Source organism: Erwinia sp. HR93, assembly GCF_034555055.1.
Classification (GTDB): domain Bacteria; phylum Pseudomonadota; class Gammaproteobacteria; order Enterobacterales; family Enterobacteriaceae; genus Apirhabdus; species Apirhabdus apintestini.
This window is the reverse complement of record NZ_JAXUDP010000001.1, coordinates 470441-495698: the sequence shown is the minus strand read 5'-3', so window position 1 is coordinate 495698 and position 25258 is coordinate 470441. Positions and strand designations below refer to the sequence as shown.

General features: G+C 52.0%; 17 protein-coding genes, 4 tRNA genes and 3 rRNA genes. 17 read left to right on the top strand and 7 right to left on the bottom strand.

The annotated features are described in order from the left end of the window. Window positions 1-257 precede the first annotated feature (257 nt). The 7 genes from SFA31_RS02325 (at window position 258) to SFA31_RS02295 (ending at window position 5617) form a co-directional block, all read left to right on the top strand. Window positions 258-1799 (top strand): 16S ribosomal RNA (locus tag SFA31_RS02325). Between the two features lie 72 nt (window positions 1800-1871). Then, a tRNA-Ile gene (locus tag SFA31_RS02320) sits at window positions 1872-1948 on the top strand. A 109-nt stretch (window positions 1949-2057) separates the two neighbouring features. Continuing rightward, window positions 2058-2133: transfer RNA gene (locus tag SFA31_RS02315), tRNA-Ala, on the top strand. A gap of 149 nt (window positions 2134-2282) precedes the next feature. Further along, window positions 2283-5193, top strand: a 23S ribosomal RNA gene (locus SFA31_RS02310). 99 nt (window positions 5194-5292) lie between these two features. Further along, a 5S ribosomal RNA gene (rrf, locus tag SFA31_RS02305) occupies window positions 5293-5408 on the top strand. Together the 16S, 23S and 5S rRNA genes with 4 tRNA genes alongside form the textbook arrangement of a ribosomal RNA operon. 49 nt (window positions 5409-5457) lie before the next feature. Beyond that, a tRNA-Asp gene (locus SFA31_RS02300) sits at window positions 5458-5534 on the top strand. Between the two features lie 7 nt (window positions 5535-5541). Further along, a tRNA-Trp gene (locus SFA31_RS02295) sits at window positions 5542-5617 on the top strand. 189 nt (window positions 5618-5806) lie between these two features. On the opposite strand, the gene hdfR is transcribed toward SFA31_RS02295, so the two are convergent. Beyond that, window positions 5807-6652: an HTH-type transcriptional regulator HdfR gene (hdfR, locus tag SFA31_RS02290; protein WP_416208344.1), complete on the bottom strand. Its 846-nt coding sequence runs from the start codon at window positions 6650-6652 to the stop codon at window positions 5807-5809. Window positions 6653-6742: 90 nt separating this feature from the next. Between hdfR and SFA31_RS02285 the strand changes: the two genes are divergently transcribed. Continuing rightward, a complete protein-coding gene (locus SFA31_RS02285) occupies window positions 6743-7081 on the top strand; it encodes a DUF413 domain-containing protein (protein ID WP_322836523.1) in 339 nt (112 codons plus the stop codon). A 379-nt stretch (window positions 7082-7460) separates the two neighbouring features. Here SFA31_RS02285 and SFA31_RS02280 read toward each other — a convergent pair whose 3' ends face one another. Further along, window positions 7461-8981 carry a YifB family Mg chelatase-like AAA ATPase gene (locus SFA31_RS02280; protein ID WP_322836522.1) on the bottom strand — a complete coding sequence of 507 codons (1521 nt, stop codon included), beginning with the start codon at window positions 8979-8981 and terminating at the stop codon, window positions 7461-7463. A 347-nt stretch (window positions 8982-9328) separates the two neighbouring features. Between SFA31_RS02280 and ilvL the strand changes: the two genes are divergently transcribed. From ilvL to ilvA, 6 genes are all read left to right on the top strand, one after another. Further along, on the top strand, window positions 9329-9427 hold the full coding sequence (gene ilvL, locus SFA31_RS02275) for an ilv operon leader peptide (RefSeq protein ID WP_322836521.1): 99 nt from the start codon (window positions 9329-9331) through the stop codon (window positions 9425-9427). Window positions 9428-9567: 140 nt separating this feature from the next. Further along, window positions 9568-11214 carry an acetolactate synthase 2 catalytic subunit gene (ilvG, locus tag SFA31_RS02270; protein ID WP_322836520.1) on the top strand — a complete coding sequence of 549 codons (1647 nt, stop codon included), beginning with the start codon at window positions 9568-9570 and terminating at the stop codon, window positions 11212-11214. Continuing rightward, window positions 11211-11468 carry an acetolactate synthase 2 small subunit gene (gene ilvM / locus SFA31_RS02265; protein ID WP_322836519.1) on the top strand — a complete coding sequence of 86 codons (258 nt, stop codon included), beginning with the start codon at window positions 11211-11213 and terminating at the stop codon, window positions 11466-11468. Before ilvG ends, ilvM begins: the two co-directional genes overlap by 4 nt. A gap of 18 nt (window positions 11469-11486) precedes the next feature. After that, window positions 11487-12419, top strand: a complete 933-nt coding sequence (ilvE, locus tag SFA31_RS02260; RefSeq protein ID WP_322836518.1) for a branched-chain-amino-acid transaminase — start codon at window positions 11487-11489, stop codon at window positions 12417-12419. 106 nt (window positions 12420-12525) lie between these two features. Continuing rightward, the gene (ilvD, locus tag SFA31_RS02255; RefSeq protein WP_322836517.1) at window positions 12526-14376 is read left to right on the top strand and encodes a dihydroxy-acid dehydratase; all 1851 of its coding nucleotides are present in this window, start codon (window positions 12526-12528) and stop codon (window positions 14374-14376) included. A gap of 3 nt (window positions 14377-14379) precedes the next feature. Beyond that, complete coding sequence (ilvA, locus tag SFA31_RS02250; protein WP_322836516.1) at window positions 14380-15924, top strand: threonine ammonia-lyase, biosynthetic; 1545 nt, start codon at window positions 14380-14382, stop codon at window positions 15922-15924. Here ilvA and ilvY read toward each other — a convergent pair. Then, complete coding sequence (gene ilvY / locus SFA31_RS02245; RefSeq protein ID WP_322836515.1) at window positions 15921-16814, bottom strand: HTH-type transcriptional activator IlvY; 894 nt, start codon at window positions 16812-16814, stop codon at window positions 15921-15923. The genes ilvA and ilvY overlap by 4 nt on opposite strands. Window positions 16815-17008: 194 nt before the next feature. Between ilvY and ilvC the strand changes: the two genes are divergently transcribed. Next, window positions 17009-18484, top strand: coding sequence for a ketol-acid reductoisomerase (gene ilvC / locus SFA31_RS02240; protein ID WP_322836514.1), 1476 nt, complete (start codon window positions 17009-17011; stop codon window positions 18482-18484). A gap of 118 nt (window positions 18485-18602) precedes the next feature. Here the strand turns inward: ilvC and SFA31_RS02235 are convergent, their stop codons facing one another. Next, window positions 18603-19229 (bottom strand): class I SAM-dependent methyltransferase, encoded by a 627-nt coding sequence (locus SFA31_RS02235; protein ID WP_322836513.1) that lies wholly within the window; start codon window positions 19227-19229, stop codon window positions 18603-18605. A 132-nt stretch (window positions 19230-19361) separates the two neighbouring features. On the opposite strand from SFA31_RS02235, the gene SFA31_RS02230 reads away from it, so the two are divergent. Then, window positions 19362-19802 (top strand): Rrf2 family transcriptional regulator, encoded by a 441-nt coding sequence (locus SFA31_RS02230; RefSeq protein WP_322836512.1) that lies wholly within the window; start codon window positions 19362-19364, stop codon window positions 19800-19802. 19 nt (window positions 19803-19821) lie between these two features. Here the strand turns inward: SFA31_RS02230 and ppiC are convergent, their stop codons facing one another. Further along, window positions 19822-20103, bottom strand: a complete 282-nt coding sequence (ppiC, locus tag SFA31_RS02225) for a peptidylprolyl isomerase PpiC (RefSeq protein WP_001140255.1) — start codon at window positions 20101-20103, stop codon at window positions 19822-19824. A 148-nt stretch (window positions 20104-20251) separates the two neighbouring features. Here ppiC and rep point away from each other — a divergent pair, with 148 nt between their 5' ends. Further along, window positions 20252-22270, top strand: a complete 2019-nt coding sequence (gene rep / locus SFA31_RS02220; protein ID WP_322836511.1) for a DNA helicase Rep — start codon at window positions 20252-20254, stop codon at window positions 22268-22270. A 192-nt stretch (window positions 22271-22462) separates the two neighbouring features. On the opposite strand, the gene gppA is transcribed toward rep, so the two are convergent. Continuing rightward, window positions 22463-23959 carry a guanosine-5'-triphosphate,3'-diphosphate diphosphatase gene (gene gppA, locus SFA31_RS02215; RefSeq protein WP_322836510.1) on the bottom strand — a complete coding sequence of 499 codons (1497 nt, stop codon included), beginning with the start codon at window positions 23957-23959 and terminating at the stop codon, window positions 22463-22465. 5 nt (window positions 23960-23964) lie between these two features. Continuing rightward, complete coding sequence (rhlB, locus tag SFA31_RS02210) at window positions 23965-25227, bottom strand: ATP-dependent RNA helicase RhlB (protein ID WP_322836509.1); 1263 nt, start codon at window positions 25225-25227, stop codon at window positions 23965-23967. Window positions 25228-25258: the final 31 nt, after the last annotated feature.

Genomic DNA, 25258 nt, shown 5'->3' with positions numbered 1-25258 from the left:
AGGCTGAAAAGCCGCCGGCTCAGGCAGGATAAAGCATAAATAATTGCTTGACTCCAAAGCGGAAAAGCGTAACATACGCAGCCCGCGCCGCAGAGAACTTGCGGCACTGCTCTTTAACAATTTATCAGACAATCTGTGTGGGCACTCGAAAGCACTGATATCAACGTCTTCGGACGAAAAATGATTATCAAGTCTCAAGAGTGAACAACAGTTAATTCATTACGAACTAACAGTTTAATTCTTTGAGCATCAAACTTTAATTGAAGAGTTTGATCATGGCTCAGATTGAACGCTGGCGGCAGGCCTAACACATGCAAGTCGAGCGGCAGCGGAAAGAAGCTTGCTTCTTTGCCGGCGAGCGGCGGACGGGTGAGTAATGTCTGGGGATCTGCCCGATGGAGGGGGATAACCACTGGAAACGGTGGCTAATACCGCATAACGTCGCAAGACCAAAGTGGGGGACCTTCGGGCCTCACGCCATAGGATGAACCCAGATGGGATTAGCTAGTAGGTGGGGTAAAGGCTCACCTAGGCGACGATCTCTAGCTGGTCTGAGAGGATGACCAGCCACACTGGAACTGAGACACGGTCCAGACTCCTACGGGAGGCAGCAGTGGGGAATATTGCACAATGGGGGAAACCCTGATGCAGCCATGCCGCGTGTATGAAGAAGGCCTTCGGGTTGTAAAGTACTTTCAGCGGGGAGGAAGGCTGGTGGCTTAATACGCCATCAGATTGACGTTACCCGCAGAAGAAGCACCGGCTAACTCCGTGCCAGCAGCCGCGGTAATACGGAGGGTGCAAGCGTTAATCGGAATTACTGGGCGTAAAGCGCACGCAGGCGGTCTGTTAAGTCAGATGTGAAATCCCCGGGCTCAACCCGGGAACTGCATTTGAAACTGGCAGGCTTGAGTCTCGTAGAGGGGGGTAGAATTCCAGGTGTAGCGGTGAAATGCGTAGAGATCTGGAGGAATACCGGTGGCGAAGGCGGCCCCCTGGACGAAGACTGACGCTCAGGTGCGAAAGCGTGGGGAGCAAACAGGATTAGATACCCTGGTAGTCCACGCCGTAAACGATGTCTACTTGGAGGCTGTGGTCATGAACCGTGGCTTCCGGAGCTAACGCGTTAAGTAGACCGCCTGGGGAGTACGGCCGCAAGGTTAAAACTCAAATGAATTGACGGGGGCCCGCACAAGCGGTGGAGCATGTGGTTTAATTCGATGCAACGCGAAGAACCTTACCTGGTCTTGACATCCACAGAATTCTCCGGAGACGGAGAAGTGCCTTCGGGAACTGTGAGACAGGTGCTGCATGGCTGTCGTCAGCTCGTGTTGTGAAATGTTGGGTTAAGTCCCGCAACGAGCGCAACCCTTATCCTTTGTTGCCAGCGATTCGGTCGGGAACTCAAAGGAGACTGCCGGTGATAAACCGGAGGAAGGTGGGGATGACGTCAAGTCATCATGGCCCTTACGACCAGGGCTACACACGTGCTACAATGGCGCATACAAAGAGAAGCGACCTCGCGAGAGCAAGCGGACCTCATAAAGTGCGTCGTAGTCCGGATCGGAGTCTGCAACTCGACTCCGTGAAGTCGGAATCGCTAGTAATCGTGGATCAGAATGCCACGGTGAATACGTTCCCGGGCCTTGTACACACCGCCCGTCACACCATGGGAGTGGGTTGCAAAAGAAGTAGGTAGCTTAACCTTCGGGAGGGCGCTTACCACTTTGTGATTCATGACTGGGGTGAAGTCGTAACAAGGTAACCGTAGGGGAACCTGCGGTTGGATCACCTCCTTACCTGAAGATACGGTCTTTTGCAGTGCTCACACAGATTGTCTGATGAAAGAAAAGAAGCAGTGAAACCTCTACAGGCTTGTAGCTCAGGTGGTTAGAGCGCACCCCTGATAAGGGTGAGGTCGGTGGTTCAAGTCCACTCAGGCCTACCAAATTTCTCCTCATACTGCGTTATGGCATCGCTCGCATACCACGCCTTGCCTGAGAAGAAATTGCATTCTCTCAACAGAATGCAGGGTACGTGAGGTTTAACTACTTTATGGGGCTATAGCTCAGCTGGGAGAGCGCCTGCTTTGCACGCAGGAGGTCTGCGGTTCGATCCCGCATAGCTCCACCATAATCTACTTCAGAATGTACTGATAAGTGCATTGTGAAGTATCTGCTCTTTAACAATCCGGAACAAGCTGAAAATTGAAAATCCATAAACGGAATAACCGTTTAATGGGTCTCTCAAGCCTGCAGTCCGAAGACATCTTCGGGTTGTGAGGTTAAGCGAATAAGCGTACACGGTGGATGCCCTGGCAGTCAGAGGCGATGAAGGACGTGCTAATCTGCGAAAAGCGTCGGTAAGCTGATATGAGGCGTTATAACCGACGATGTCCGAATGGGGAAACCCAGTGCAATTCGTTGCACTATCATTAACTGAATCCATAGGTTAATGAGGCGAACCGGGAGAACTGAAACATCTAAGTACCCCGAGGAAAAGAAATCAACCGAGATTCCCTGAGTAGCGGCGAGCGAACGGGGAAGAGCCCAGAGTCTGAATCAGCGGGTGTGTTAATGGAACGGTCTGGAAAGTCCGGCGATACAGGGTGACAGCCCCGTACATGAAAATGCACCTGTTGTGAGCTCGATGAGTAGGGCGGGACACGTGGTATCCTGTCTGAATATGGGGGGACCATCCTCCAAGGCTAAATACTCCTGACTGACCGATAGTGAACCAGTACCGTGAGGGAAAGGCGAAAAGAACCCCGGCGAGGGGAGTGAAACAGAACCTGAAACCGTGTACGTACAAGCAGTGGGAGCCTTCCTTTATGGAGGGTGACTGCGTACCTTTTGTATAATGGGTCAGCGACTTATATTCTGTAGCAAGGTTAACCGAATAGGGGAGCCGAAGGGAAACCGAGTCTTAACCGGGCGCTAAGTTGCAGGGTATAGACCCGAAACCCGGTGATCTAGCCATGGGCAGGTTGAAGGTTGGGTAACACTAACTGGAGGACCGAACCGACTAATGTTGAAAAATTAGCGGATGACCTGTGGCTGGGGGTGAAAGGCCAATCAAACCGGGAGATAGCTGGTTCTCCCCGAAAGCTATTTAGGTAGCGCCTCGTGAATTCATCTCCGGGGGTAGAGCACTGTTTCGGCTAGGGGGCCATCCCGGCTTACCAACCCGATGCAAACTACGAATACCGGAGAATGTTATCACGGGAGACACACGGCGGGTGCTAACGTCCGTCGTGAAGAGGGAAACAACCCAGACCGCCAGCTAAGGTCCCAAAGTCATGGTTAAGTGGGAAACGATGTGGGAAGGCCCAGACAGCCAGGATGTTGGCTTAGAAGCAGCCATCATTTAAAGAAAGCGTAATAGCTCACTGGTCGAGTCGGCCTGCGCGGAAGATGTAACGGGGCTAAACCATGCACCGAAGCTGCGGCAGCGACACTAAGTGTTGTTGGGTAGGGGAGCGTTCTGTAAGCCGTCGAAGGTGGACTGTGAGGTCTGCTGGAGGTATCAGAAGTGCGAATGCTGACATGAGTAACGATAAAGCGGGTGAAAAGCCCGCTCGCCGGAAGACCAAGGGTTCCTGTCCAACGTTAATCGGGGCAGGGTGAGTCGACCCCTAAGGCGAGGCCGAAAGGCGTAGTCGATGGGAAACAGGTTAATATTCCTGTACTCGGTGTTACTGCGAAGGGGGGACGGAGAAGGCTATGTTAGCCGGGCGACGGTTGTCCCGGTTTAAGTGTGTAGGCGTGTGGACCAGGCAAATCCGGTCTGCTTTAACGCTGAGGCACGATGACGAGTCACTACGGTGATGAAGTAACAAATGCCCTGCTTCCAGGAAAAGCCTCTAAGCATCAGGTAACATCAAATCGTACCCCAAACCGACACAGGTGGTCAGGTAGAGAATACCAAGGCGCTTGAGAGAACCCGGGTGAAGGAACTAGGCAAAATGGTGCCGTAACTTCGGGAGAAGGCACGCTGGTGCGTAGGTGAAGTCACTTGCTGACGGAGCTGAAGCCAGTCGAAGATACCAGCTGGCTGCAACTGTTTATTAAAAACACAGCACTCTGCAAACACGAAAGTGGACGTATAGGGTGTGACGCCTGCCCGGTGCCGGAAGGTTAATTGATGGGGTTATCGCGTTGCGAGAAGCTCCTGATCGAAGCCCCGGTAAACGGCGGCCGTAACTATAACGGTCCTAAGGTAGCGAAATTCCTTGTCGGGTAAGTTCCGACCTGCACGAATGGCGTAATGATGGCCAGGCTGTCTCCACCCGGGACTCAGTGAAATTGAACTCGCTGTGAAGATGCAGTGTACCCGCGGCAAGACGGAAAGACCCCGTGAACCTTTACTATAGCTTGACACTGAACACTGGTCCTTGATGTGCAGGATAGGTGGGAGGCTTTGAAGTGTGGACGCCAGTCTGCACGGAGCCATCCTTGAAATACCACCCTTTAATGGCTGGTGTTCTAACGCAGGCCCGTAATCCGGGTCGCGGACAGTGTCTGGTGGGTAGTTTGACTGGGGCGGTCTCCTCCCAAAGAGTAACGGAGGAGCACGAAGGTGGGCTAATCCTGGTCGGACATCAGGAGGTTAGTGCAATGGCATAAGCCCGCTTGACTGCGAGAGTGACGGCTCGAGCAGGTGCGAAAGCAGGTCATAGTGATCCGGTGGTTCTGAATGGAAGGGCCATCGCTCAACGGATAAAAGGTACTCCGGGGATAACAGGCTGATACCGCCCAAGAGTTCATATCGACGGCGGTGTTTGGCACCTCGATGTCGGCTCATCACATCCTGGGGCTGAAGTAGGTCCCAAGGGTATGGCTGTTCGCCATTTAAAGTGGTACGCGAGCTGGGTTTAGAACGTCGTGAGACAGTTCGGTCCCTATCTGCCGTGGGCGCTGGAGAACTGAGGGGGGCTGCTCCTAGTACGAGAGGACCGGAGTGGACGCATCACTGGTGTTCGGGTTGTCATGCCAATGGCACTGCCCGGTAGCTAAATGCGGAAGAGATAAGTGCTGAAAGCATCTAAGCACGAAACTTGCCCCGAGATGAGTTCTCCCTGAGACTTAAAGTCTCCTGAAGGAACGTTGAAGACGACGACGTTGATAGGCCGGGTGTGTAAGCGCAGCGATGCGTTGAGCTAACCGGTACTAATGAACCGAGAGGCTTAACCTTACAACGCCGAAGGTGTTTTGAGGGATTGAGAGTATTTTCAGTTTGTGACGGATAAGACCCGTGGCGGCGCGAGAGTGCGGCGGCGGGTGACAGAATATGCCTGGCGGCGACAGCGCGGTGGTCCCACCTGACCCCATGCCGAACTCAGAAGTGAAACGCCGTAGCGCCGATGGTAGTGTGGGGCTTCCCCATGCGAGAGTAGGGAACTGCCAGGCTTTTAATTGCAGTAAACCGGGGAATATCCTGGTGTAATAAAAATTCGGTGGAGCGGTAGTTCAGTTGGTTAGAATACCTGCCTGTCACGCAGGGGGTCGCGGGTTCGAGTCCCGTCCGTTCCGCCACCCTATTAGGGGCGTAGTTCAATTGGTAGAGCACCGGTCTCCAAAACCGGGTGTTGGGAGTTCGAGTCTCTCCGCCCCTGCCAGAAATAATCCTTTGCTTCGGCAAAGGATTTTTTTTACCTTTTTCCTACTTCTACTTCTACTTCTACTTCTACTTCTACTTCTACTTCTACTTCTACTTCTACTTCTGTTAATCACAGTAAAAATGCCTGTTTAATGCTTCTAACAACGCTTGTATTAACTCTGCGTGAAAAACTCCCTTATAACGTCGATTATAAGGGAGTTTTTAGGAGTGTCTTTATATGCGTGAGTTTATCGCTATTCTGTAGCCAAACTGCATAAAAAGGACGAATGATATCGCTGCTATCGGTGACCTTATGGATCTCTGCTTTTTGATCCGCCCATGATGTAGGTAACCATGTACAGCCATTAAGCTGTGAGAGCATACTGACGGCGATTTCCACTGAGCTTGTTGTTAATACTGGAAGAGTATCTCCTAAAAGAAAATCCGCCTCGTATTGTTGAAAATCCGGCCCCCACTCCATGCGTAGATAAGTTAATGCCATCTTAGAGCGAGCAGGAGCATGACAGTAAAGCGCCAGCGTAAATTCCCCAACGCGCTGGCTGCTTAATTCATCCATCTTGGGCGCTTCGGTGGTGATTAATAGATCCAACTGACGCTCATGCAATTGTTTAACCAAAGATTGCCGCTGCGCTATTCTGGCTTCAAATTGCATACCCGGTTGGGTTTGGTATAGCCGAGAAAGCCAGCTTGTCAGAGCACACTCCCAGAGAGCTGCACTTGCGCCAATAGAGAGCTCATTATGTCGGGCAGTATGAGCGACATCTTTTTTTGCAGCTATCCAAGTGCTCATCAGATTTTCTGCATACGGTAGTAAGCGTTCTCCTGCAGGGGTAAGTCGAATATTATTTCTATGGCGTGTGAATAAATTAACGCCGAGCTGGGTTTCAAGCTGGCGAATACGGAAGCTAACCGCGGATTGGGTAAGATACAGGGCCTCAGCTGCCCGGCCAAAGTGTCGGGTTCGGCTGACTTCAAGGAAAGTTTTAAGTAATTCTGTATCCACTGCAAGCTCCTGAAATTTTTTTGTCGTTATGATTTAAATGTATTGTTTTACACTCTGTCAAGCGTAACTAATACTCCGCGCCATAAATAGCTCGGCCAAGAAGAATTAGGAGCGTATAAGATGGCGGAAAGCTTTACGACATCTAATCGGTTTTTCGACACTAAACATTATCCGCGTGGGTTTTCGCGCCACGGTGATTTTACGATTAAAGAGGCGCAGGTTCTGGAGCGTTATGGATACGCTTTTAATGAACTGGATCTTGGTAAACGTAACCCAGCAACTGCAGAAGAGCAGCAGTTTGTAGAGGTTTGCCGCGGGCAGCGTGAACCAGCAACAGAAGCTGAACGCGTATGGTCTAAATACATGGCTCGTATCAAACGACCCAGACGTTTTCACACGCTGTCAGGCGGCAAACCGCAAATGGATGGCGCAGAAGACTATACTGATACCGATGATTGATGTTTCAAAAGAGGCAGTGGTCTGGGCCTGAATACACTGCCAGTACACACTAATGATATTCAGGTGGGTACTCGCATATCAGCATAATCTGTCGGGGATCATCCCCGACAGTAACCTCGGCTACAGGTGGAATCCATTTTTTACTCAGCGTTTGATTCGAAACATCCGGGCTGATTTAGCGTGGATAGAATAGCAAAGGCATAGCCGGTTTTGTTTAGATCTAATTAGCCCTGCGAATTTCAAGTATGAGATATAGGTGACCTGCGATTGAACAAACAGAAAATCCCTTTCGTAAGCCAGGGCATTCAATCCTTCTCATTTTTTCTTTGTGGAGATAAGCATGAGTAAAGGGTTTTAAAGAGATTTTTTTGAAAATGGCTTATGAAACCATTTTCCCTAAATGAATAAGTAGTCTGTCTATCGCCCGATAACTCAGCGCTTCCTGTAAATGTTCTCGCTTAATTTCTTTTGCCTTTTCTATATCAGCGATAGTTCGCGCTACTTTTAATAATCGCTGCCAGGCGCGTACGGATAGCCCAAGCTGTAACAACGCCTCTTCAAGCCATTGTGCATCTTCTTTTTGAAGGCTACAAAACTTCGATATTTCATGGTTCGATAATCGTGCATTTAGTTTATCCTGGCGCTGTTGTTGCCGCTGCCAGCCATCAGCAACGCGGGTTTTGACTAACGCGCTACTTTCTCCAGGAGTAGGGTGCTGGCTTAATATTCCCGGAGGCAATAAAGGAATTTCTAAAGACATATCGAATCGGTCAAGGAAGGGGCCAGATAACCGTTCCAGATAACGTAAGGTTTGTTCCGGCGTGCAACGATTATGGTTCCCCTGGTAATGCCCCGTCGGGCTGGGATTCATTGCGGCAATAAGCTGGAAGCGTGCGGGATAGCAAATTTTAGCGCGCGTGCGAGAAATGGTGATTTCTCCGGACTCGATAGGTTCGCGCAGCGCATCTAAAACGCGCTTTTCAAATTGCGGTAATTCGTCCAGGAACAGGACACCATTATGCGCCAGTGAAATTTCACCGGGCAATGGCATAGCTCCACCGCCAACCATTGCCGTAAGAGACGCGCTATGGTGCGGGGTTCTGAAAGGGCGCTGGCGCCAGAGTTGCTGTAATCTTTGGGGGTTAACAAGGCTCATAATAGCCGCACTTTCAAGAGCTTCATGATTGCTTAATGGTGGTAAAAGCCCGTTGAGGCGGCTAGCTAGCATTGTTTTTCCCGTGCCCGGAGGGCCAATGAACATAAGGTTATGTCCTCCCGTCGCGGCGATTTCCAGCGCCCTTTTCCCCTGGTGCTGCCCAATAATTTCATTGAGGTCATGAGGTGCACTTTGATATTCAGATGATTGAAAGGGAGGAAACTGTAGCTCAGACCTGCCTTCCAAAAATGCGCATACATCTGTTAGGTGCGCGGCAATAAAGCTTTCTTCTGCGCCTGCCAGGCCTGCTTCAGCGGCGTTGTCTATGGCAATAACGGCGAATCGCTTTGATTTTCGAGCCTCCATGACGCTTGAGATTGCTCCACAAACCCCTCTTAGCGAGCCTGTAAGCGCTAATTCACCAATAAACTCATAGTTGCCTAGCCGATCGCCGTTAAGCTGCTCAGATGCAACCAGCAGGCCCAGGGCGATGGGCAAATCGTACCGCCCTCCTTCTTTGGGCAAATCTGCGGGTGCAAGATTGATGGTGATTTTACGAGCGGGGAATTGGTATCCACTATTGATTATTGCACTACGAACGCGATCCCGAGCCTCTCTCACCGTTGTTTCTGGTAGCCCTACCAGCGTCAATCCCGGAAGACCCGGGCTTATATGTACCTCAACGGTGACTAGTGGCGCAGTAATACCAAAAGCCGCTCGCGTATAAACAGTTGCTAGTGCCATAACTCCTCCCGTATGAGGAAACTATGGGCTAATTCATTTCCTTGTGGAATTATGCGGTTTTCTTATTGTGAAGAGATATCCAGAACTTAGTCTTTATTTGTTTATTTTTCATAGCAAATAGACGCTTACTCGAAGAAATTAGGCGTTAACTGATTTTCATATTTTTAAACCTGGCAGCGGCATCCATGAAATATTTTCATATTAAATTATCTTAATGATTAATAAGGGAATTATATTTCATCGCTTTAAACGTTATTTAAGTCTCTCGAAAAAAAGCTTGTCATTAATTTATGCTCTGTGTTACCTCTGTAGACATTACTTCGAAAGATGAAACGAACGGATTGTTAATGAAAGCTCTTCTAAGTGTGCTCAGCCTTGTCGTGATTAGCGTGGTGGTGATTATTAAACCATCGTGCGGGGCAGCATTTGGGAGAAGAAAGGCTTAAATATCAAGCCAGAATCGACAAAACCCCCGCACCGCCAGGTCCGGGGGTTTTTTATTGGTCAGTGTTATGCGATGAGGTGAGCAGAGAATGAGCAGTAGCACAAAATCCTGTTTATCGAACAGACGATCGGAGAAATAACTATGAATGGGGCACAGTGGGTAGTTCATGCGTTGCGAACGCAGGGTGTTAAAACAGTATTTGGATATCCTGGTGGAGCAATAATGCCGGTCTACGATGCACTGTATGACGGCGGCGTTGAACATCTACTGTGCCGACATGAGCAAGGCGCGGCAATGGCTGCAATTGGCTATGCGCGCGCAACGGGAAGTACGGGAGTATGTATTGCGACCTCCGGCCCGGGGGCGACAAATCTACTGACCGGGTTGGCAGATGCATTACTGGACTCCGTACCGGTGGTGGCTATCACCGGCCAGGTAGCCGCTCCCTTGATGGGCACTGATGCCTTTCAAGAAATTGATGTATTGGGATTATCGCTGGCCTGTACCAAACATAGTTTTTTAGTTCAGTCGCTGGACGAGTTGCCGCAAATTATCGCAGAAGCCTTTGAGATTGCGGGAACTGGCCGACCTGGACCGGTTTTGATTGATATTCCCAAAGATATTCAACTGACAGAAGGGGAGCCAGAACCGTTTTTGAGCGCGGTAAAAGACGCCGCAGACCTGCCGCTCCCGACGATGCGCCAGGCAAGGGAAATGCTCTTTGCTTCTAAAAAACCCGTGCTGTACATCGGCGGTGGAGTAGGGATGGCGCATGCCGTCCCCGCGCTGCACGAATTTATTGCGGCAACGAAGATTCCCTCCGTATGTACGCTGAAAGGGCTGGGATGCGTAGACGCTCAGGACCCTCATTACCTGGGAATGCTCGGGATGCACGGTAACCGGGCAGGCAATCTGGCAGTTCAACAGTGTGATTTATTGTTTGCTATCGGCGCGCGGTTTGACGATCGCGTTACCGGCAAGCTGAACACTTTTGCCCCAAATGCCCGCGTCATTCATTTGGATATCGATCCTGCAGAAATGAATAAACTGCGCCAGGCGCACATTGCTTTGCCGGGAGATATAAATCGCATCTTACCAGCCTTGCAGCAGGCGCTGGCAATTGATGAATGGCGCGCTGAAATTCGCGCGCTGAAGGCTGAGCACGCCTGGCGTTACGACCATCCCGGCGAGGCTATCTATGCCCCATTATTACTGAAGCAACTTTCAGAAAAGAAACCTGCTAATAGCGTAGTGACAACGGATGTCGGACAGCACCAAATGTGGGCGGCGCAGCACATGTCATTTAGTCGCCCGGAAAACTTTATCACCTCCAGCGGTTTGGGCACGATGGGGTTTGGGTTGCCTGCGGCCGTTGGCGCTCAGGTAGCGCGGCCAGAGGATATCGTTATTTGTGTTTCCGGCGATGGCTCATTCATGATGAACATCCAGGAGTTAGGGACGGTAAAACGTCGACGCCTGCCGTTGAAAATCGTGCTGCTGGACAACCAGCGGCTGGGGATGGTACGCCAGTGGCAGCAGCTTTTTTTCAGTGAGCGCTACAGTGAAACCAACCTCTCTGATAATCCCGACTTCCTCACGCTGGCCAGCGCGTTTGATATACCGGGCCAGCGTATTACCCGCAAAGATCAGGTTGATGCAGCGCTTAATACCATGCTGAACAGCCCCGGCCCCTATTTGCTTCACGTCTCGATTGATGCGCTTGAAAACGTTTGGCCTCTGGTGCCTCCCGGCGCTAGCAACTCACAAATGCTGGAGAAAGTTTCATGATACAACATCAACTTGCCGTGCAGGCGCGTTCACGCCCTGAAACGCTGGAGCGGGTAATACGCGTAATCCGCCACCGTGGTTTTCATATTTGCGCCATGAATATGGAGGCTGCCGGCAACCCCGGAGACATAAACATTGCGTTAACCATTGCCAGCCAGCGGCCGGTAGAACTACTGTTTACGCAATTAAATAAACTGGTGGATGTCGCCTGCGTTGAGATTCACCAATCCACATCACAACAAATTCGCGCCTGAGCGCAAAGGAAGAGAGTAATGACGACGAAGAAAGCTGACTACATCTGGTTCAATGGTGAGATGGTGCCGTGGGCGGAGGCGAAAGTTCACGTTATGTCGCACGCCCTGCATTACGGTACGTCGGTATTTGAAGGTATTCGCTGCTATGACTCTCATAAAGGACCGGTGGTATTTCGCCATCGCGAACACATGCAGCGCCTGCATGATTCCGCCAAAATTTACCGTTTCCCGGTGGCGTTAAGCGTTGATGCGCTAATGGAAGCCTGCCGTGACGTTCTGCGTAAAAACAAACTTTCAAGCGCCTATATTCGTCCGCTTGTCTTTGTGGGAGACGTCGGAATGGGTGTTAATCCGCCTGAAGGCTATAACACCGATATTATGATAGCCGCATTTCCGTGGGGAGCCTATTTAGGTGCAGAGGCGTTAGATCAGGGCATTGATGCCATGGTCTCCTCATGGAATCGCGCGGCGCCGAATACTATCCCTACCGCTGCAAAAGCGGGGGGAAATTATCTATCTTCTCTGTTAGTCGGTAGCGAAGCGCGGCGCCACGGCTACCAGGAGGGTATCGCGCTGGACGTACATGGCTATATCTCTGAAGGCGCAGGCGAAAATCTATTCGAAGTTAAAGACGGCGTGTTATTTACGCCGCCGTTTACCTCTTCCGCTCTGCCGGGCATTACGCGCGACGCCATCATTAAACTGGCGAAGAATGCCGGGATTGAAGTTCGTGAGCAGGTCTTATCCCGTGAATCGCTATACCTGGCAGATGAAGTCTTTATGTCAGGGACCGCCGCAGAAATTACCCCGGTACGCAGCGTTGACGGCATTCAGGTCGGAGAAGGGCGCTGTGGCCCGGTGACTAAACGTATTCAACAGGCATTCTTTGGCCTGTTTAGCGGTGAGACAGAAGATAAATGGGGCTGGCTGGATCCCGTGAACCCTGCCTAAAACGCGCACTATAACGCTTGCCTGCTTGCGCCAGCGCTCGTTCCCGCTGGTGCCTGAAAGGCCAACGATAAATAAGAAAGAACAAGACAGACTGGGAGTGTTAAGTATGCCGAAGTACCGTTCTGCGACAACGACACACGGCCGTAATATGGCGGGCGCCCGCGCGCTGTGGCGCGCCACTGGCATGACGGATGATGATTTTGGGAAGCCGATTATCGCCGTGGTTAACTCATTCACGCAGTTTGTCCCCGGCCACGTACATTTGCGCGATTTAGGGAAGCTGGTGGCAGAGCAAATTGAGGCGTCAGGCGGGGTTGCAAAAGAATTCAATACTATTGCGGTTGATGATGGTATTGCGATGGGACACGGCGGAATGCTCTATTCTCTGCCCTCGCGTGAGCTAATCGCGGACTCCGTTGAATACATGGTCAACGCGCACTGCGCCGATGCGATGGTATGCATTTCGAACTGCGATAAAATTACGCCAGGGATGCTTATGGCCGCGCTGCGGTTGAATATCCCGGTGATTTTTGTCTCGGGCGGCCCCATGGAAGCCGGCAAAACAAAACTTTCCGATAAAATTATCAAGCTGGATCTGGTGGATGCGATGATTCAGGGCGCCGACCCGAACGTTTCAGATAGCCAGAGCGAGCAGATAGAGCGCTCCGCATGCCCAACCTGCGGCTCCTGCTCCGGCATGTTTACCGCCAATTCCATGAACTGCCTTACTGAGGCGCTTGGGTTATCGCAGCCGGGCAATGGTTCGCTATTGGCAACGCACGCCGATCGTAAGACGCTGTTTATCAATGCGGGAAAGCGCATCGTTGAATTGACAAAGCGGTATTACGAGCAAGATGACGCCAGCGCGCTGCCGCGCAATATCGCGAATAAAGCGGCGTTCGAAAATGCGATGACGCTGGATATTGCGATGGGCGGATCGACAAACACCGTGCTGCATCTGCTGGCGGCCGCGCAGGAAGCGGAAATTGATTTTACCATGAGCGATATTGATAGGTTATCGCGCAGGGTGCCGCAATTATGCAAGGTCGCACCCAGCACGCAAAAATATCATATGGAAGATGTTCATCGGGCGGGCGGCGTTATTGCTATCCTGGGCGAACTGGAGCGCGCTGGATTGCTCAACCGTAACGTGAAGAACGCGCTGGGGCTGACGCTGGTGCAGACGCTGGCGCAGTATGATGTGATGCTGACGCAAGATGAAGACGTGAAACAAATGTATAGCGCTGGTCCTGCGGGGATCCGGACGACGCAGGCATTCTCCCAGTCATGCCGCTGGGATGCTCTGGATACCGATCGCGCGCAGGGATGTATTCGTTCCCGAGAGCACGCCTATAGCCAGGACGGCGGGCTGGCGGTGCTGTACGGCAATTTTGCGGAAAACGGCTGCATCGTTAAAACCGCCGGCGTGGACGAAGGAAACCTGACGTTCAAAGGGGCGGCAAAAGTCTTTGAGAGCCAGGAAGAGGCAGTAGACGCGATTTTAGGCGGCGGAGTGGTCGCCGGCGATGTCGTGGTTATTCGCTATGAAGGCCCGAAAGGCGGCCCTGGCATGCAGGAAATGCTGTATCCCACCAGTTTTCTCAAGTCGATGGGGTTAGGTAAATCCTGCGCGCTAATTACCGATGGGCGTTTTTCCGGTGGCACCTCAGGGCTTTCCATTGGGCATGTTTCTCCGGAAGCGGCGAGTGGCGGCAATATCGGCCTGATTGAAAATGGCGATGTTATTACTATCGATATCCCTGGGCGCAGTATTCAGCTTGATGTCAGTGACCGTGAATTGGCCGCGCGGCGGGAAGTACAGGATGCGCGAGGCGCAGACGCCTGGACTCCGCGCAACCGGCAGCGCGAAGTTTCCTATGCACTGCGCGCCTACGCAAGCCTGGCCACCAGCGCCGATCGGGGCGCCGTGCGTGATAAAAGCAAGCTGGGGGGATAACCGATGCCAGCGACCCAACGTAGCGCAGACGCGCTGAGTGGCGCGGAATATCTACGGGCGATCCTGCGCTCGCCGGTCTATGAAGTGGTCCAGAAAACGCCGCTGCAGACGATGGGCAAGCTGTCTGCGCGCCTGGATAACGTCATCCTGGTGAAGCGTGAAGACCGCCAGCCGGTACACAGCTTCAAACTGCGCGGCGCTTACGCGATGATAGCGGGGCTTACGGCGGAGCAAAAAGCCCACGGCGTCATTACCGCTTCAGCGGGGAACCACGCCCAGGGCGTGGCGCTTTCCGCGCAGCGCTTACAAATTCAGGCGCTGATAGTTATGCCCGTTACCACACCGGATATTAAGGTGGATGCCGTTCGCGGCTTTGGTGCAGAAGTACTGCTATACGGGAACAATTTCGACGAGGCCAAGGCGAAAGCCATCGCGTTGGCTGAACAACAGGGGTACACCTATGTTCCCCCGTTCGATCATCCGGCCGTTATCGCCGGGCAAGGCACCCTGGCGCTGGAGTTGTTGCAGCAGGATGCTCATATCGACAGGATTTTTGTGCCGGTCGGTGGCGGTGGCCTGGCGGCTGGCGTGGCCGTGCTCATCAAGCAGCTTATGCCGCAAATTAAAGTGATTGCCGTAGAAGCCGAAGATGCCGCCTGCCTGCGCGCAGCGCTGGAGGCGGGGCAGCCCGTTGATTTACCGCGCGTAGGCCTGTTTGCCGAAGGCGTGGCGGTCAAACGTATCGGCGATGAGACGTTCCGTTTATGTCAGGCGCATATTGACGATATTGTCACCGTGGACAGCGATGCGATTTGCGCCGCCATGAAAGATTTGTTCGACGATGTGCGCGCCGTTGCAGAACCGTCCGGTGCGCTGGCGCTGGCGGGAATGAAAAAATATATCCAGCAGCACGCTATTCGCGGCGAGCGGCTGGCGCACGTGCTTTCCGGCGCTAACGTTAACTTCCACGGTTTGCGCTATGTGTCCGAGCGGTGTGAACTGGGGGAGCAGCGTGAAGCGCTGCTGGCGGTGACTATTCCTGAAGAGAAAGGCAGCTTTCTCACTTTTTGTCAGCAATTAGGCGGCCGGGCGATCACGGAGTTTAATTATCGTTTAGCTGACAGCCGTTCCGCCTGTATTTTTGTTGGGGTGCGCCTGAGCCGCGGTTTTGAAGAACGGCGGGAGATCATTCAGCTCTTAACGGATCGGGGTTATGGCGTGGTCGATCTCTCTGATGATGAGATGGCCAAGCTGCATGTGCGCTATATGGTGGGCGGGCGTCCTTCGCGTGCGCTACGCGAGCGTTTATACAGTTTTGAATTCCCGGAAGCGCCGGGGGCGCTGCTGAAATTCCTTCAAACGCTGGGTACGCACTGGAATATTTCACTGTTCCACTATCGGAGCCACGGCACCGATTACGGGCGCGTTCTCGCGGCATTCGAACTGGAACAGCACGAGCCGAATTTTGATACGCGCCTGCATGAACTGGGCTATGAGTGTCATGATGAAACGGATAACCCGGCATTTCGTTTCTTTTTGGCCGGTTAGCGTTGCCCGGGTAATAGTTTCCAGAAGGCATTAATTAGCGGCTCATGCAGCCGCTTTTTTTGTGCGCAAACGCCGAGTTCGAACGGCGTTTTATCATCGCTGCGCTCCATTATCTGGATACGATTACGCACCGGTTCAGGGCTATTTTCCAGTACAACTTCAGGAATGAGAGCAACGCCGCAGCCGAGTGCGACCATAGAGACCATGGCTTCGTGTCCGCCGACCGTGGCATAAATAATGGGATTACTGATTTTCTGGCGCCGGAACCATAACTCAATCCGCCGCCTGACTGGCCCCTGATCGGGCAAAATAAACGGGATTTCTTCCCAGCTCGGGGATGCCTGACTGACCTGCGTGCGCACCGGGCAGGGAAGCGCGGGCGCAATCATGGCAATCGGCAGATAGTCCAGCGTGGAAAAGGCGACCGCAGCGGGCAGCGCCTCGGGCTTGCCGGCGATAGCTAAATCGGCTTCCCCCGACAGCGCTTTCTCTACGGCATCGGCCGCATCCCCCGTGGTGAGTTTTATCTCAACCAGCGGATGTTCAGCGCGGAAACGATCGAGGATGGGCGGCAGGTGGCTATAGGCGGCAGTCACAGAGCAGAACAGATGCAATTCGCCAAGCAGTGAAGGGCCCTGTTGATCGATAGTGTGGCGCAATTGCTGGTATTGCAATAGCGTTCGCTGAGCGAACATTCGCAGCTCCTCGCCTGCCTCCGTCAACGTGACGGTCCGGTTATCGCGAATAAATAAGGCCTGCCCTAAATCCTCTTCCAGGCGCTGAATTTGCCGGGAGAGCGTGGAAGGGCTGACGTGCATGGCCCTGGCGCTACGGCCAAAATGGCGGCTTTCGGCCAGATGTATAAATGTTTTTAGGTCGCGAAAATCCACGGTGATGAAGCCCTCTTACATGCGTTGCGGAAAATGCAACGTAATGTTGTTAATATATCAATTTCAGCAACGTATTTCCTGTCATATAGTGAATCTCAACGGGCAAGCGGCGGGTGAGTCATTCAGGTTGTTTAACCGCTTCGCGCAAAGGCCAGAAAAATAACAGGCATCACACAACATCGACGGAGTATGACATGGCTAACTACTTTAATACGCTGAATTTGCGCCAACAGTTGGCGCAATTAGGGAAGTGTCGCTTTATGGGGCGCGAGGAATTTGCCGACGGCGCCAATTACCTTAAAGGGAAAAAAGTAGTCATTGTTGGCTGTGGCGCCCAGGGGCTAAATCAGGGATTGAATATGCGCGACTCCGGCCTGGATATCGCTTACGCGCTGCGGGCAGAAGCGATTGCGGAAAAACGCGCGTCCTGGCGGAAAGCGACGGAAAACGGGTTTCGGGTGGGCACTTATGAAGAACTGATCCCGCAGGCGGATTTGGTTGTCAACCTGACGCCGGACAAACAGCACTCCGACGTGGTGAAAACCGTACAGCCGATGATGAAAGATGGTGCGGCGCTGGGCTATTCCCATGGCTTCAATATTGTCGAAGTCGGTGAGCAAATTCGTAAGGATATTACGGTCGTGATGGTAGCGCCAAAATGCCCGGGAACGGAAGTTCGTGAAGAATATAAACGGGGATTTGGCGTGCCGACGCTGGTTGCCGTGCATCCGGAGAACGATCCGCGCGGCGAAGGAATGGCGATTGCGAAAGCCTGGGCCGCAGCAACCGGCGGCCATCGCGCCGGCGTGCTTGAATCTTCATTCGTTGCAGAAGTGAAGTCTGATTTGATGGGCGAGCAGACAATCTTGTGCGGCATGCTGCAAACCGGCTCGCTGCTGTGCTTCGATAAAATGGTTGCAGATGGCGCTGACCCTGCCTGGGCGGAGAAGTTTATTCAATACGGCTGGGAAACCGTTACCGAAGCCCTGAAGCAAGGCGGAATAACTCTGATGATGGACAGATTGTCCAACCCGGCCAAACTGCGCGCCTACGCGCTGTCTGAACAGTTGAAAACGATAATGACGCCGCTGTTTCAGAAGCATATGGACGATATTATTTCCGGCGCATTTTCTTCCGGCATGATGGCGGATTGGGCAGATGACGATAAAAAACTGCTAACGTGGCGCGAAGAAACGGGAAAAACGGCCTTCGAAAACGCGCCTCAGTATGCGGATAAAATTGAAGAGCAGGAATACTTTGATTACGGCGTGCTGATGATTGCTATGGTTAAAGCCGGCGTTGAACTGGCGTTCGATACTATGGTTGCTTCGGGCATTATAGAAGAATCTGCTTATTACGAATCGCTGCATGAATTACCGCTGATCGCGAATACCATTGCCCGTAAGCGCTTATATGAAATGAACGTGGTTATTTCAGATACCGCAGAGTATGGAAATTATCTGTTCTCGAATGCCTGTATTCCGCTACTAAAAGAATTTATGACCACGTTACAAAAGGGGGATTTAGGACAGGCTTTCCCTGAAAAGGCGGTAGACAATGCCCAATTGCGCGATGTTAACGAAGCTATCCGCGAACACGCTATCGAACAGGTTGGGCGGAAATTACGCGGCTATATGACGGATATGAAACGTATTGCGGTGGCCGGTTAACTTCTGCGCCCGGTGAGAGTGTGGGTGTGAATTGGTACTTGCGTCGCGTGCTTTTACGATGTGATACATTTCTATAAATGCGGCGGCCTAAACGTATTATGTTAGCCGCCGCTATGTTTTATACGGCACGACGTAGCGCAATCACCGAATCCGATACGTCGCTTTCCTGACCCTGCGGCCCTTTCATTACGCGGGAAACATCATCGCAGAAAACGATTTCCCATCCTTCAGGGACCGGCTCTAGCTGCGAGAAAGCCTCTTTGGCAGACAAAAAAGGACGATCGGCATGTTTTCCCCAGCATGGCGGCTTCGCATGTGAGGTGATAAGTAACATACCTCCCGGTGCGATGCGATCAAATGCCGCGCGGAAAATGGTGAAGCGATCGAAAGTCAAAGGAGATTCAAGGAAAGAGGCGACGATGAGATCGTATTGCCCCTGTGGGAAGCTTTGCGTCAGGTCGTGTTGTGTAAAAGCGATGTTCCCATCGACCCCGGCGCGACTGGCGTTTGCGCGAGCGTATTCCAGGGCCCTGGAGGATAAGTCTAGTGCGGTAACTTGCCAGCCTTTTTTGGCGAGCCATACGGCATCGTCCCCGCGCCCGCAGCCAAGCTCCAGCGCCTTGCCTGGTGACAGATGTTCGGTAAAACGCACCAGAATTTTTCCGGGGATCCCATTCGTTAAAGGGGACATCGCCTGATAATGATCTTCCCAAAATGCAATGGGTGATATCTCAGCGTCAGACATTATCTTCTCCTGTTGCTTTAATCTTATGTAACAACAAAAGTATCATAATATTTTCATCCGTCAATCTATCAGAGACGGTAATGATGTGAGGGAGGCTTGTTAGTTTTCCGCGCATGTCATAATGTGAGCGGCATGAAAATGAATAACTCTTTCTCTGCGACGCTGCATATTCTTTTGCATCTCATGCAGATGGAAAAACCGCTAACATCGGAGCAAATGGCGGCATTTATTGACGGAAATCCGGCATTTATTCGCAAAGTTCTGGCTGGATTGCGTGAGCGGAAAATTGTGGACTCCAGTAAAGGCCATCACGGTGGCTGGACGTTATCCCGGGCCGCTTATGACGTGACGCTGTATGATATTTATATAGCGCTGGGCTCTCCGGCACTTTTTGCTCTGGGAAACCGCAATGACAATCCGCAATGCCTGGTGGAAAAAGGGGTGAACAGAGTGATGTCACAAACGCTGGCGGATGCAGAAACGCTTATTCTGGAAAGGTTTAAGCACCTCACGTTAGAGGAGGTGGGAGCGGAGTTTATCCACTACTTAAATGAAAAAGGGCAGGCGCAGTAGCGCTCTGCCTCGTACTATCTCAATTTCGGTACAATACTTTGATGATGTGATAGCCGAACTGTGTGTGCAGCGGGCCGGTTGGCTCCAGCACCGGGCAGGAAAACACAACCTTATCAAAGGCCGGAACCATTTGTCCCTGACGGAATTCACCCAAATGACCGCCTTTTTTGCCTGACGGGCAAATTGAGTGCTTTTTCGCCAGCTTTTCGAAATCGCCGCCGTTTTTAATTTGCTCCAGTAAATCCAAAGCCAGTTTTTCTTCTTTTACAAGGATATGGAGAGCTGCTGCCGTTTTTGCCATGTTAGCGCCTTGAGTCAGTGTGTATGTGGTCGATATACTACCACGCGTTTTTCCCTCGACGAACCTGAAGCGCCAGAGACGCCGGCTGTAGATATGCGCTCTGTGCCTGAAATGGCTTTTACTTTACTGTCATTGAGTAACCTTTCTTATGCGCCTGAACCCTGCTCAGCAAGATGCCGTTGAATTTGTGACCGGACCCTGTCTGGTGCTGGCGGGTGCCGGTTCCGGTAAGACTCGCGTTATTACCAATAAAATCGCACATCTAATCCGCGGATGCGGATATCAGGCGAAGCACATCGCCGCTGTCACCTTCACGAATAAAGCGGCGCGTGAAATGAAAGAGCGCGTTGCGCAGACGCTGGGGCGTAAAGAAGCGCGGGGATTGATTATTTCGACGTTTCATACGCTGGGCCTGGAAATCATCAAACGTGAATATGCCGCCTTAGGCATGAAATCCAATTTCTCCCTCTTCGATGATACGGACCAAACCGCATTATTAAAGGAATTAAGCGAAGGCCTGCTGGATGACGATAAAACTGTGCTTCAGCAGCTAATCTCGACAATCTCCAATTGGAAAAACGATCTTTTAACGCCGGTGCAGGCGGCGGCACAGGCGCGCGGCGAGCGGGATCGCGTATTCGCGCACTGTTATGGTTTATATGATGCGCATATGAAAGCGTGCAATGTACTGGATTTTGACGATCTTATTTTGCTGCCAACGCTACTGCTACAGCGTAATGAAGAGGTGCGCGAGCGCTGGCAGAATAAAATTCGCTATCTGCTGGTGGATGAATATCAGGATACCAACACCAGCCAGTATGAACTGGTGAAACTACTGGCGGGAAACCGCGCCCGGTTTACCGTGGTGGGCGATGACGATCAGTCAATTTATTCCTGGCGCGGCGCGCGCCCGCAAAACCTGATACTTCTGAATAAAGACTTTCCGACGCTGCGGGTTATCAAACTTGAGCAAAACTATCGGTCATCCGGGCGCATCCTTAAAGCGGCGAATATCCTGATTGCAAACAACCCGCACGTATTTGAAAAGCGATTGTTTTCTGAACTGGGTTACGGCGCAGAAATGAAGGTAGTGACGGCCACTCATGAGGAGCATGAGGCCGAGCGCGTTGCCGGCGAGCTTATCGCTCATCATTTTATTAATAAAACGCAGTACAAAGACTACGCGATTTTGTATCGCGGCAATCATCAGTCGCGGGTGTTCGAGAAGCTGCTTATGCAAAACCGCATACCCTATCGCATTTCTGGCGGCACCTCATTTTTTTCTCGTCCGGAAATTAAGGATTTATTAGCTTATTTGCGCGTGCTGACCAATCCCGATGATGATTCTGCTTTTTTACGCATTGTAAACACGCCCAAGCGTGAAATTGGCCCGGCGACGCTGCAAAAACTGGGCGAATGGGCGAATGGGCGTAATAAAAGTCTATTTAATGCCAGCTTCGATTTGGGGTTGAGCCAAACGCTGACCGGACGCGGGCTGGAAGCACTTACGCGGTTTACCCAGTGGCTGAGTGAGATAATAAAAACCGCTGAGCGAGAGCCGGTGGCTGCGGTGCGCGATTTAATACGCGGCATTGATTACGAAAGTTGGCTATATGAAACCTCCCCCAGCCCGAAAGCGGCCGAAATGCGTATGAAAAACGTAAATCAGCTATTTAGCTGGATGACGGAGATGCTGGAAGGCAGCGAGCTGGACGAGCCGATGACGCTGACGCAGGTAGTCACTCGTTTTACTCTGCGCGATATGATGGAGCGTGGAGAGAGCGATGAGGACCTGGATCAGGTTCAACTGATGACACTACATGCGTCAAAAGGCCTTGAGTTTCCTTATGTTTTCCTGGTGGGAATGGAAGAAGGGCTACTGCCGCATCAGAGCAGTATCGATGAAGATAATGTGGATGAAGAGCGTCGGCTGGCCTACGTGGGTATTACCCGCGCTCAAAAAGAGCTAACGTTTACGCTATGTAAGGAACGGCGTCAATATGGCGAACTGGTTCGCCCTGAACCGAGCCGCTTTTTGTTGGAATTGCCTCAGGACGATGTGGTTTGGGAGACAGAGCGTAAAGTTATCAGCCAGGAAGAGCGAATGAAAACGGGGCAAAGCCGCGTTGCGGGCCTGAGGGCGATGCTGGAAAAAGCGAAAAAATAGCGCTAATAGGATCGGGAATCCGGCTGATTTTTATATCGGTTTGCATGGACTACACGTTGGCGCAGGTAATAACGTGATTCTCTGTACGCTATCTGCCATGGCGCTATCTGTATGAGAAATCGTTATCTTCTGCGCCTGACTATAATATTCGTTATCGATAAGCTAGCCAGATTCACTTACCGCCTTATAGGGCTAAGCCTGAATAATTTCCAGCGTCCAGTGCGCATAGCTTTGCCAGCGCCGTTCCTGCTCAAGAAGCTCTGCGCGTAACGGGTGCGCTCCCAGCCATCCAGTCGGCAGCGTGAGAGTCAGCGTATTGTTCTCTTTACGCGCGCGCAGATGCATTTCCGGGAGTGCGTCGTCGTGGCGGCGGCTGGCAAAAATAATCGCCAGGCGTAGTAAACGGCACATATGCTCAGCGGTGTGCGAAGTTACGGCATTTTGTTGACTTAATAGCGGTAGGTCGATGCTGTTACTTTGATTCTGCAGCAGTATCGCCAGGAGTTTCTTTTGTGCGGGCGTGAAGCCTGGAAGGTCGAGATGGCGAACTAAGTAAGCGGCGTGCTGTGGAGCAAATTTAAAATCGACGCTCAGGCCTATTTCGTGGATCTGACAGGCGCTTTCCACTATTTCGCAACATTGTTCATCCAGCGCCCAGTCGCCATTTACCTGACGAATAAAATTGCGTACCAGGCGCGCTACGCGCTGTGCCTGGCCTGCATCAATTGCAAAGCGGCGCTGAATATTGTTAAGCGTGCGGCTGCGAATATCCCGATCGCCGGTGAGATGTAGCATTCCGTAGATCAGGCCTTCACGCAGGGCGCCGCCTGCCAGCGTCATACTGTCAATGCTCAGTTCCTGAAATAGCGCTATCAAAATGGAGAGACCGCTTGGGAAAACCAGCGCCCGTTCCAGGGTCAGGCCATCGATATCCAGCTCTTCGAGTCTGCCGCACTGAATCGCACGCTGTTTGAGTTGCTGCAGTTTGGCAAGCGTTATTCGCTCGTCCATGCCCTGAGCAACCATGATTTCCTGCAGTGCCTGAACGGTGCCAGAGGCGCCGACGCAGATATGCCATCCGCGCGCTCGTAGCGTAGATGCGGCAGGGCGGATAATCATGCGCGCGGCGTTTTCGGCGCGGTGGAAATTTTCCTCAATCAAATTTCGATCGCCAAAATAGCGCTCCAGCCACGTGACGCATCCCATCGATAAACTAAAAAGTTCTGTAGCCTGCGCGCCGCTGCCGGTTACCAGCTCGGTACTGCCGCCGCCGATATCAACAACCAGGCGGCTATCCGGGCCGCCGGTAGTATGTGCAACGCCCTGATAAATCAGCCGCGCTTCTTCTTCTCCGCTAATGACATTTATTGTAATGCCCAAAATTTGCTGAGCCTTTTCCAGAAACGCGTCTGCATTTTTTGCCAGCCGCAGCGTTGCGGTAGCAACAACGCGGACACTGTCTGTGGGAATGTCCTGCAGTTGTTCTGCAAATAGCTGCAGACATTGCCAGCCGCGCGTCATGGCTTCATCGGAGAGTATTTCGTCTTCAGTCAGCCCGGCGGCGAGCCTGACTTTACGCTTAATACGAGCCACGGTCTGAATGCTGCCAGCGACCTCACGCACAACTAACATATGGAAGCTATTGGATCCCAAATCGATAGCGGCGTATAGCGATGAGGCGCTTAGCATATCAGTTAACCTGAGCGGCGACGGTTGCGGGAAGTATTGCGACGCGGGCCATTACCGGAGCGAGGGCGCGTAAGCCGTTTTGGCGGTGGCAATTCATTCATAAGCGCATCCGGATTATATTTACTGACCGGGATCATATGGCCAATGTAGCTTTCAATCGCGGGTAAATTAAGCGCATATTCCTCACAGGCGAGACTAATAGAATGACCGCTGGCACCAGCGCGTCCGGTACGACCAATACGGTGGACATAGTCTTCACAGTCATCCGGGAGGTCGTAATTAAATACGTGTGTTACGGCCGGAATATGCAGGCCGCGCGCGGCGACATCGGTGGCAACCAGAATGTCCAGCGAGCCATTGGTGAACTCATCCAGAATGCGCAGGCGTTTTTTCTGCGGTACGTCGCCGGTGAGCAATCCGACACGATGTCCGTCGGCCGCCAGGTGCCCCCAGATATCTTCGCAGCGATGTTTTGTATTGGCGAAAATAATCGCGCGATCCGGCCATTCTTCTTCAATCAGCGTTTGCAGCAGGCGCATTTTTTCTACGTTTGACGGATAGAAAAGTTCTTCTTTAATGCGATGCCCGGTCTTTTGTTCCGGTTCTACTTCAACGTATTCCGCGTTATTCATTTGCTCAAAAGCCAGTTCGCGTACCCGATAAGAGAGCGTGGCGGAAAACAGCATGTTTAAACGTTCAGTGGCCGTAGGCATGCGGCGAAATAACCAGCGGATATCTTTAATAAACCCAAGATCGTACATACGATCGGCTTCATCAAGAACCACCACCTGGATTGCGTTCAGATTGATGTGATTTTGTTTGGCGTAGTCAATGAGGCGCCCGGTGGTACCGACCAGTATGTCGACACCTTTTTCCAGCACTTTTAACTGCTTATCATAGCCATCGCCGCCGTAGGCAAGGCCGAGTTTGAGTCCTGTGGCCTGCGCCAGAGGTTCTGCATCTGAGTGAATTTGCACCGCCAGCTCACGCGTCGGCGCCATGATCAGCGCGCGTGGCTGATTGATTTGACGTCCCTCAGGCGCCGGATGGGAGAGTAAATAGTGGAACGTGGACGTCAGAAACGCCATCGTTTTACCGGTACCGGTTTGCGCCTGCCCTGCCACATCCCGGCCCGCTAGCGTTAAAGGCAGCGCCAGCGACTGGATTGGGGTGCAGTTATAAAACCCTTTCTTTTCAAGGGCTTCAACTACTTTAGGGTGCAGGGCGAAGTCGGAAAACTTCTGTTCTGTTAAATGTGTTTTGCTCATAGTGTGGTAGAATATCAGCTTATTATTGCTT

Bases quoted from the DNA above. Each gene is read 5' to 3' on its own strand.
- SFA31_RS02285 (WP_322836523.1), top strand. From the start codon at position 6,743: ATGGCGGAAAGCTTTACGACATCTAATCGGTTTTTCGACACTAAACAT.
- SFA31_RS02280 (WP_322836522.1), bottom strand. From the start codon at position 8,981: ATGGCACTAGCAACTGTTTATACGCGAGCGGCTTTTGGTATTACTGCG.
- ilvL (WP_322836521.1), top strand. From the start codon at position 9,329: ATGAAAGCTCTTCTAAGTGTGCTCAGCCTTGTCGTGATTAGCGTGGTG.
- ilvG (WP_322836520.1), top strand. From the start codon at position 9,568: ATGAATGGGGCACAGTGGGTAGTTCATGCGTTGCGAACGCAGGGTGTT.
- ilvM (WP_322836519.1), top strand. From the start codon at position 11,211: ATGATACAACATCAACTTGCCGTGCAGGCGCGTTCACGCCCTGAAACG.
- ilvE (WP_322836518.1), top strand. From the start codon at position 11,487: ATGACGACGAAGAAAGCTGACTACATCTGGTTCAATGGTGAGATGGTG.
- ilvD (WP_322836517.1), top strand. From the start codon at position 12,526: ATGCCGAAGTACCGTTCTGCGACAACGACACACGGCCGTAATATGGCG.
- ilvA (WP_322836516.1), top strand. From the start codon at position 14,380: ATGCCAGCGACCCAACGTAGCGCAGACGCGCTGAGTGGCGCGGAATAT.
- ilvC (WP_322836514.1), top strand. From the start codon at position 17,009: ATGGCTAACTACTTTAATACGCTGAATTTGCGCCAACAGTTGGCGCAA.
- SFA31_RS02235 (WP_322836513.1), bottom strand. From the start codon at position 19,229: ATGTCTGACGCTGAGATATCACCCATTGCATTTTGGGAAGATCATTAT.
- SFA31_RS02230 (WP_322836512.1), top strand. From the start codon at position 19,362: ATGAAAATGAATAACTCTTTCTCTGCGACGCTGCATATTCTTTTGCAT.
- ppiC (WP_001140255.1), bottom strand. From the start codon at position 20,103: ATGGCAAAAACGGCAGCAGCTCTCCATATCCTTGTAAAAGAAGAAAAA.
- rep (WP_322836511.1), top strand. From the start codon at position 20,252: ATGCGCCTGAACCCTGCTCAGCAAGATGCCGTTGAATTTGTGACCGGA.
- gppA (WP_322836510.1), bottom strand. From the start codon at position 23,959: ATGCTAAGCGCCTCATCGCTATACGCCGCTATCGATTTGGGATCCAAT.
- rhlB (WP_322836509.1), bottom strand. From the start codon at position 25,227: ATGAGCAAAACACATTTAACAGAACAGAAGTTTTCCGACTTCGCCCTG.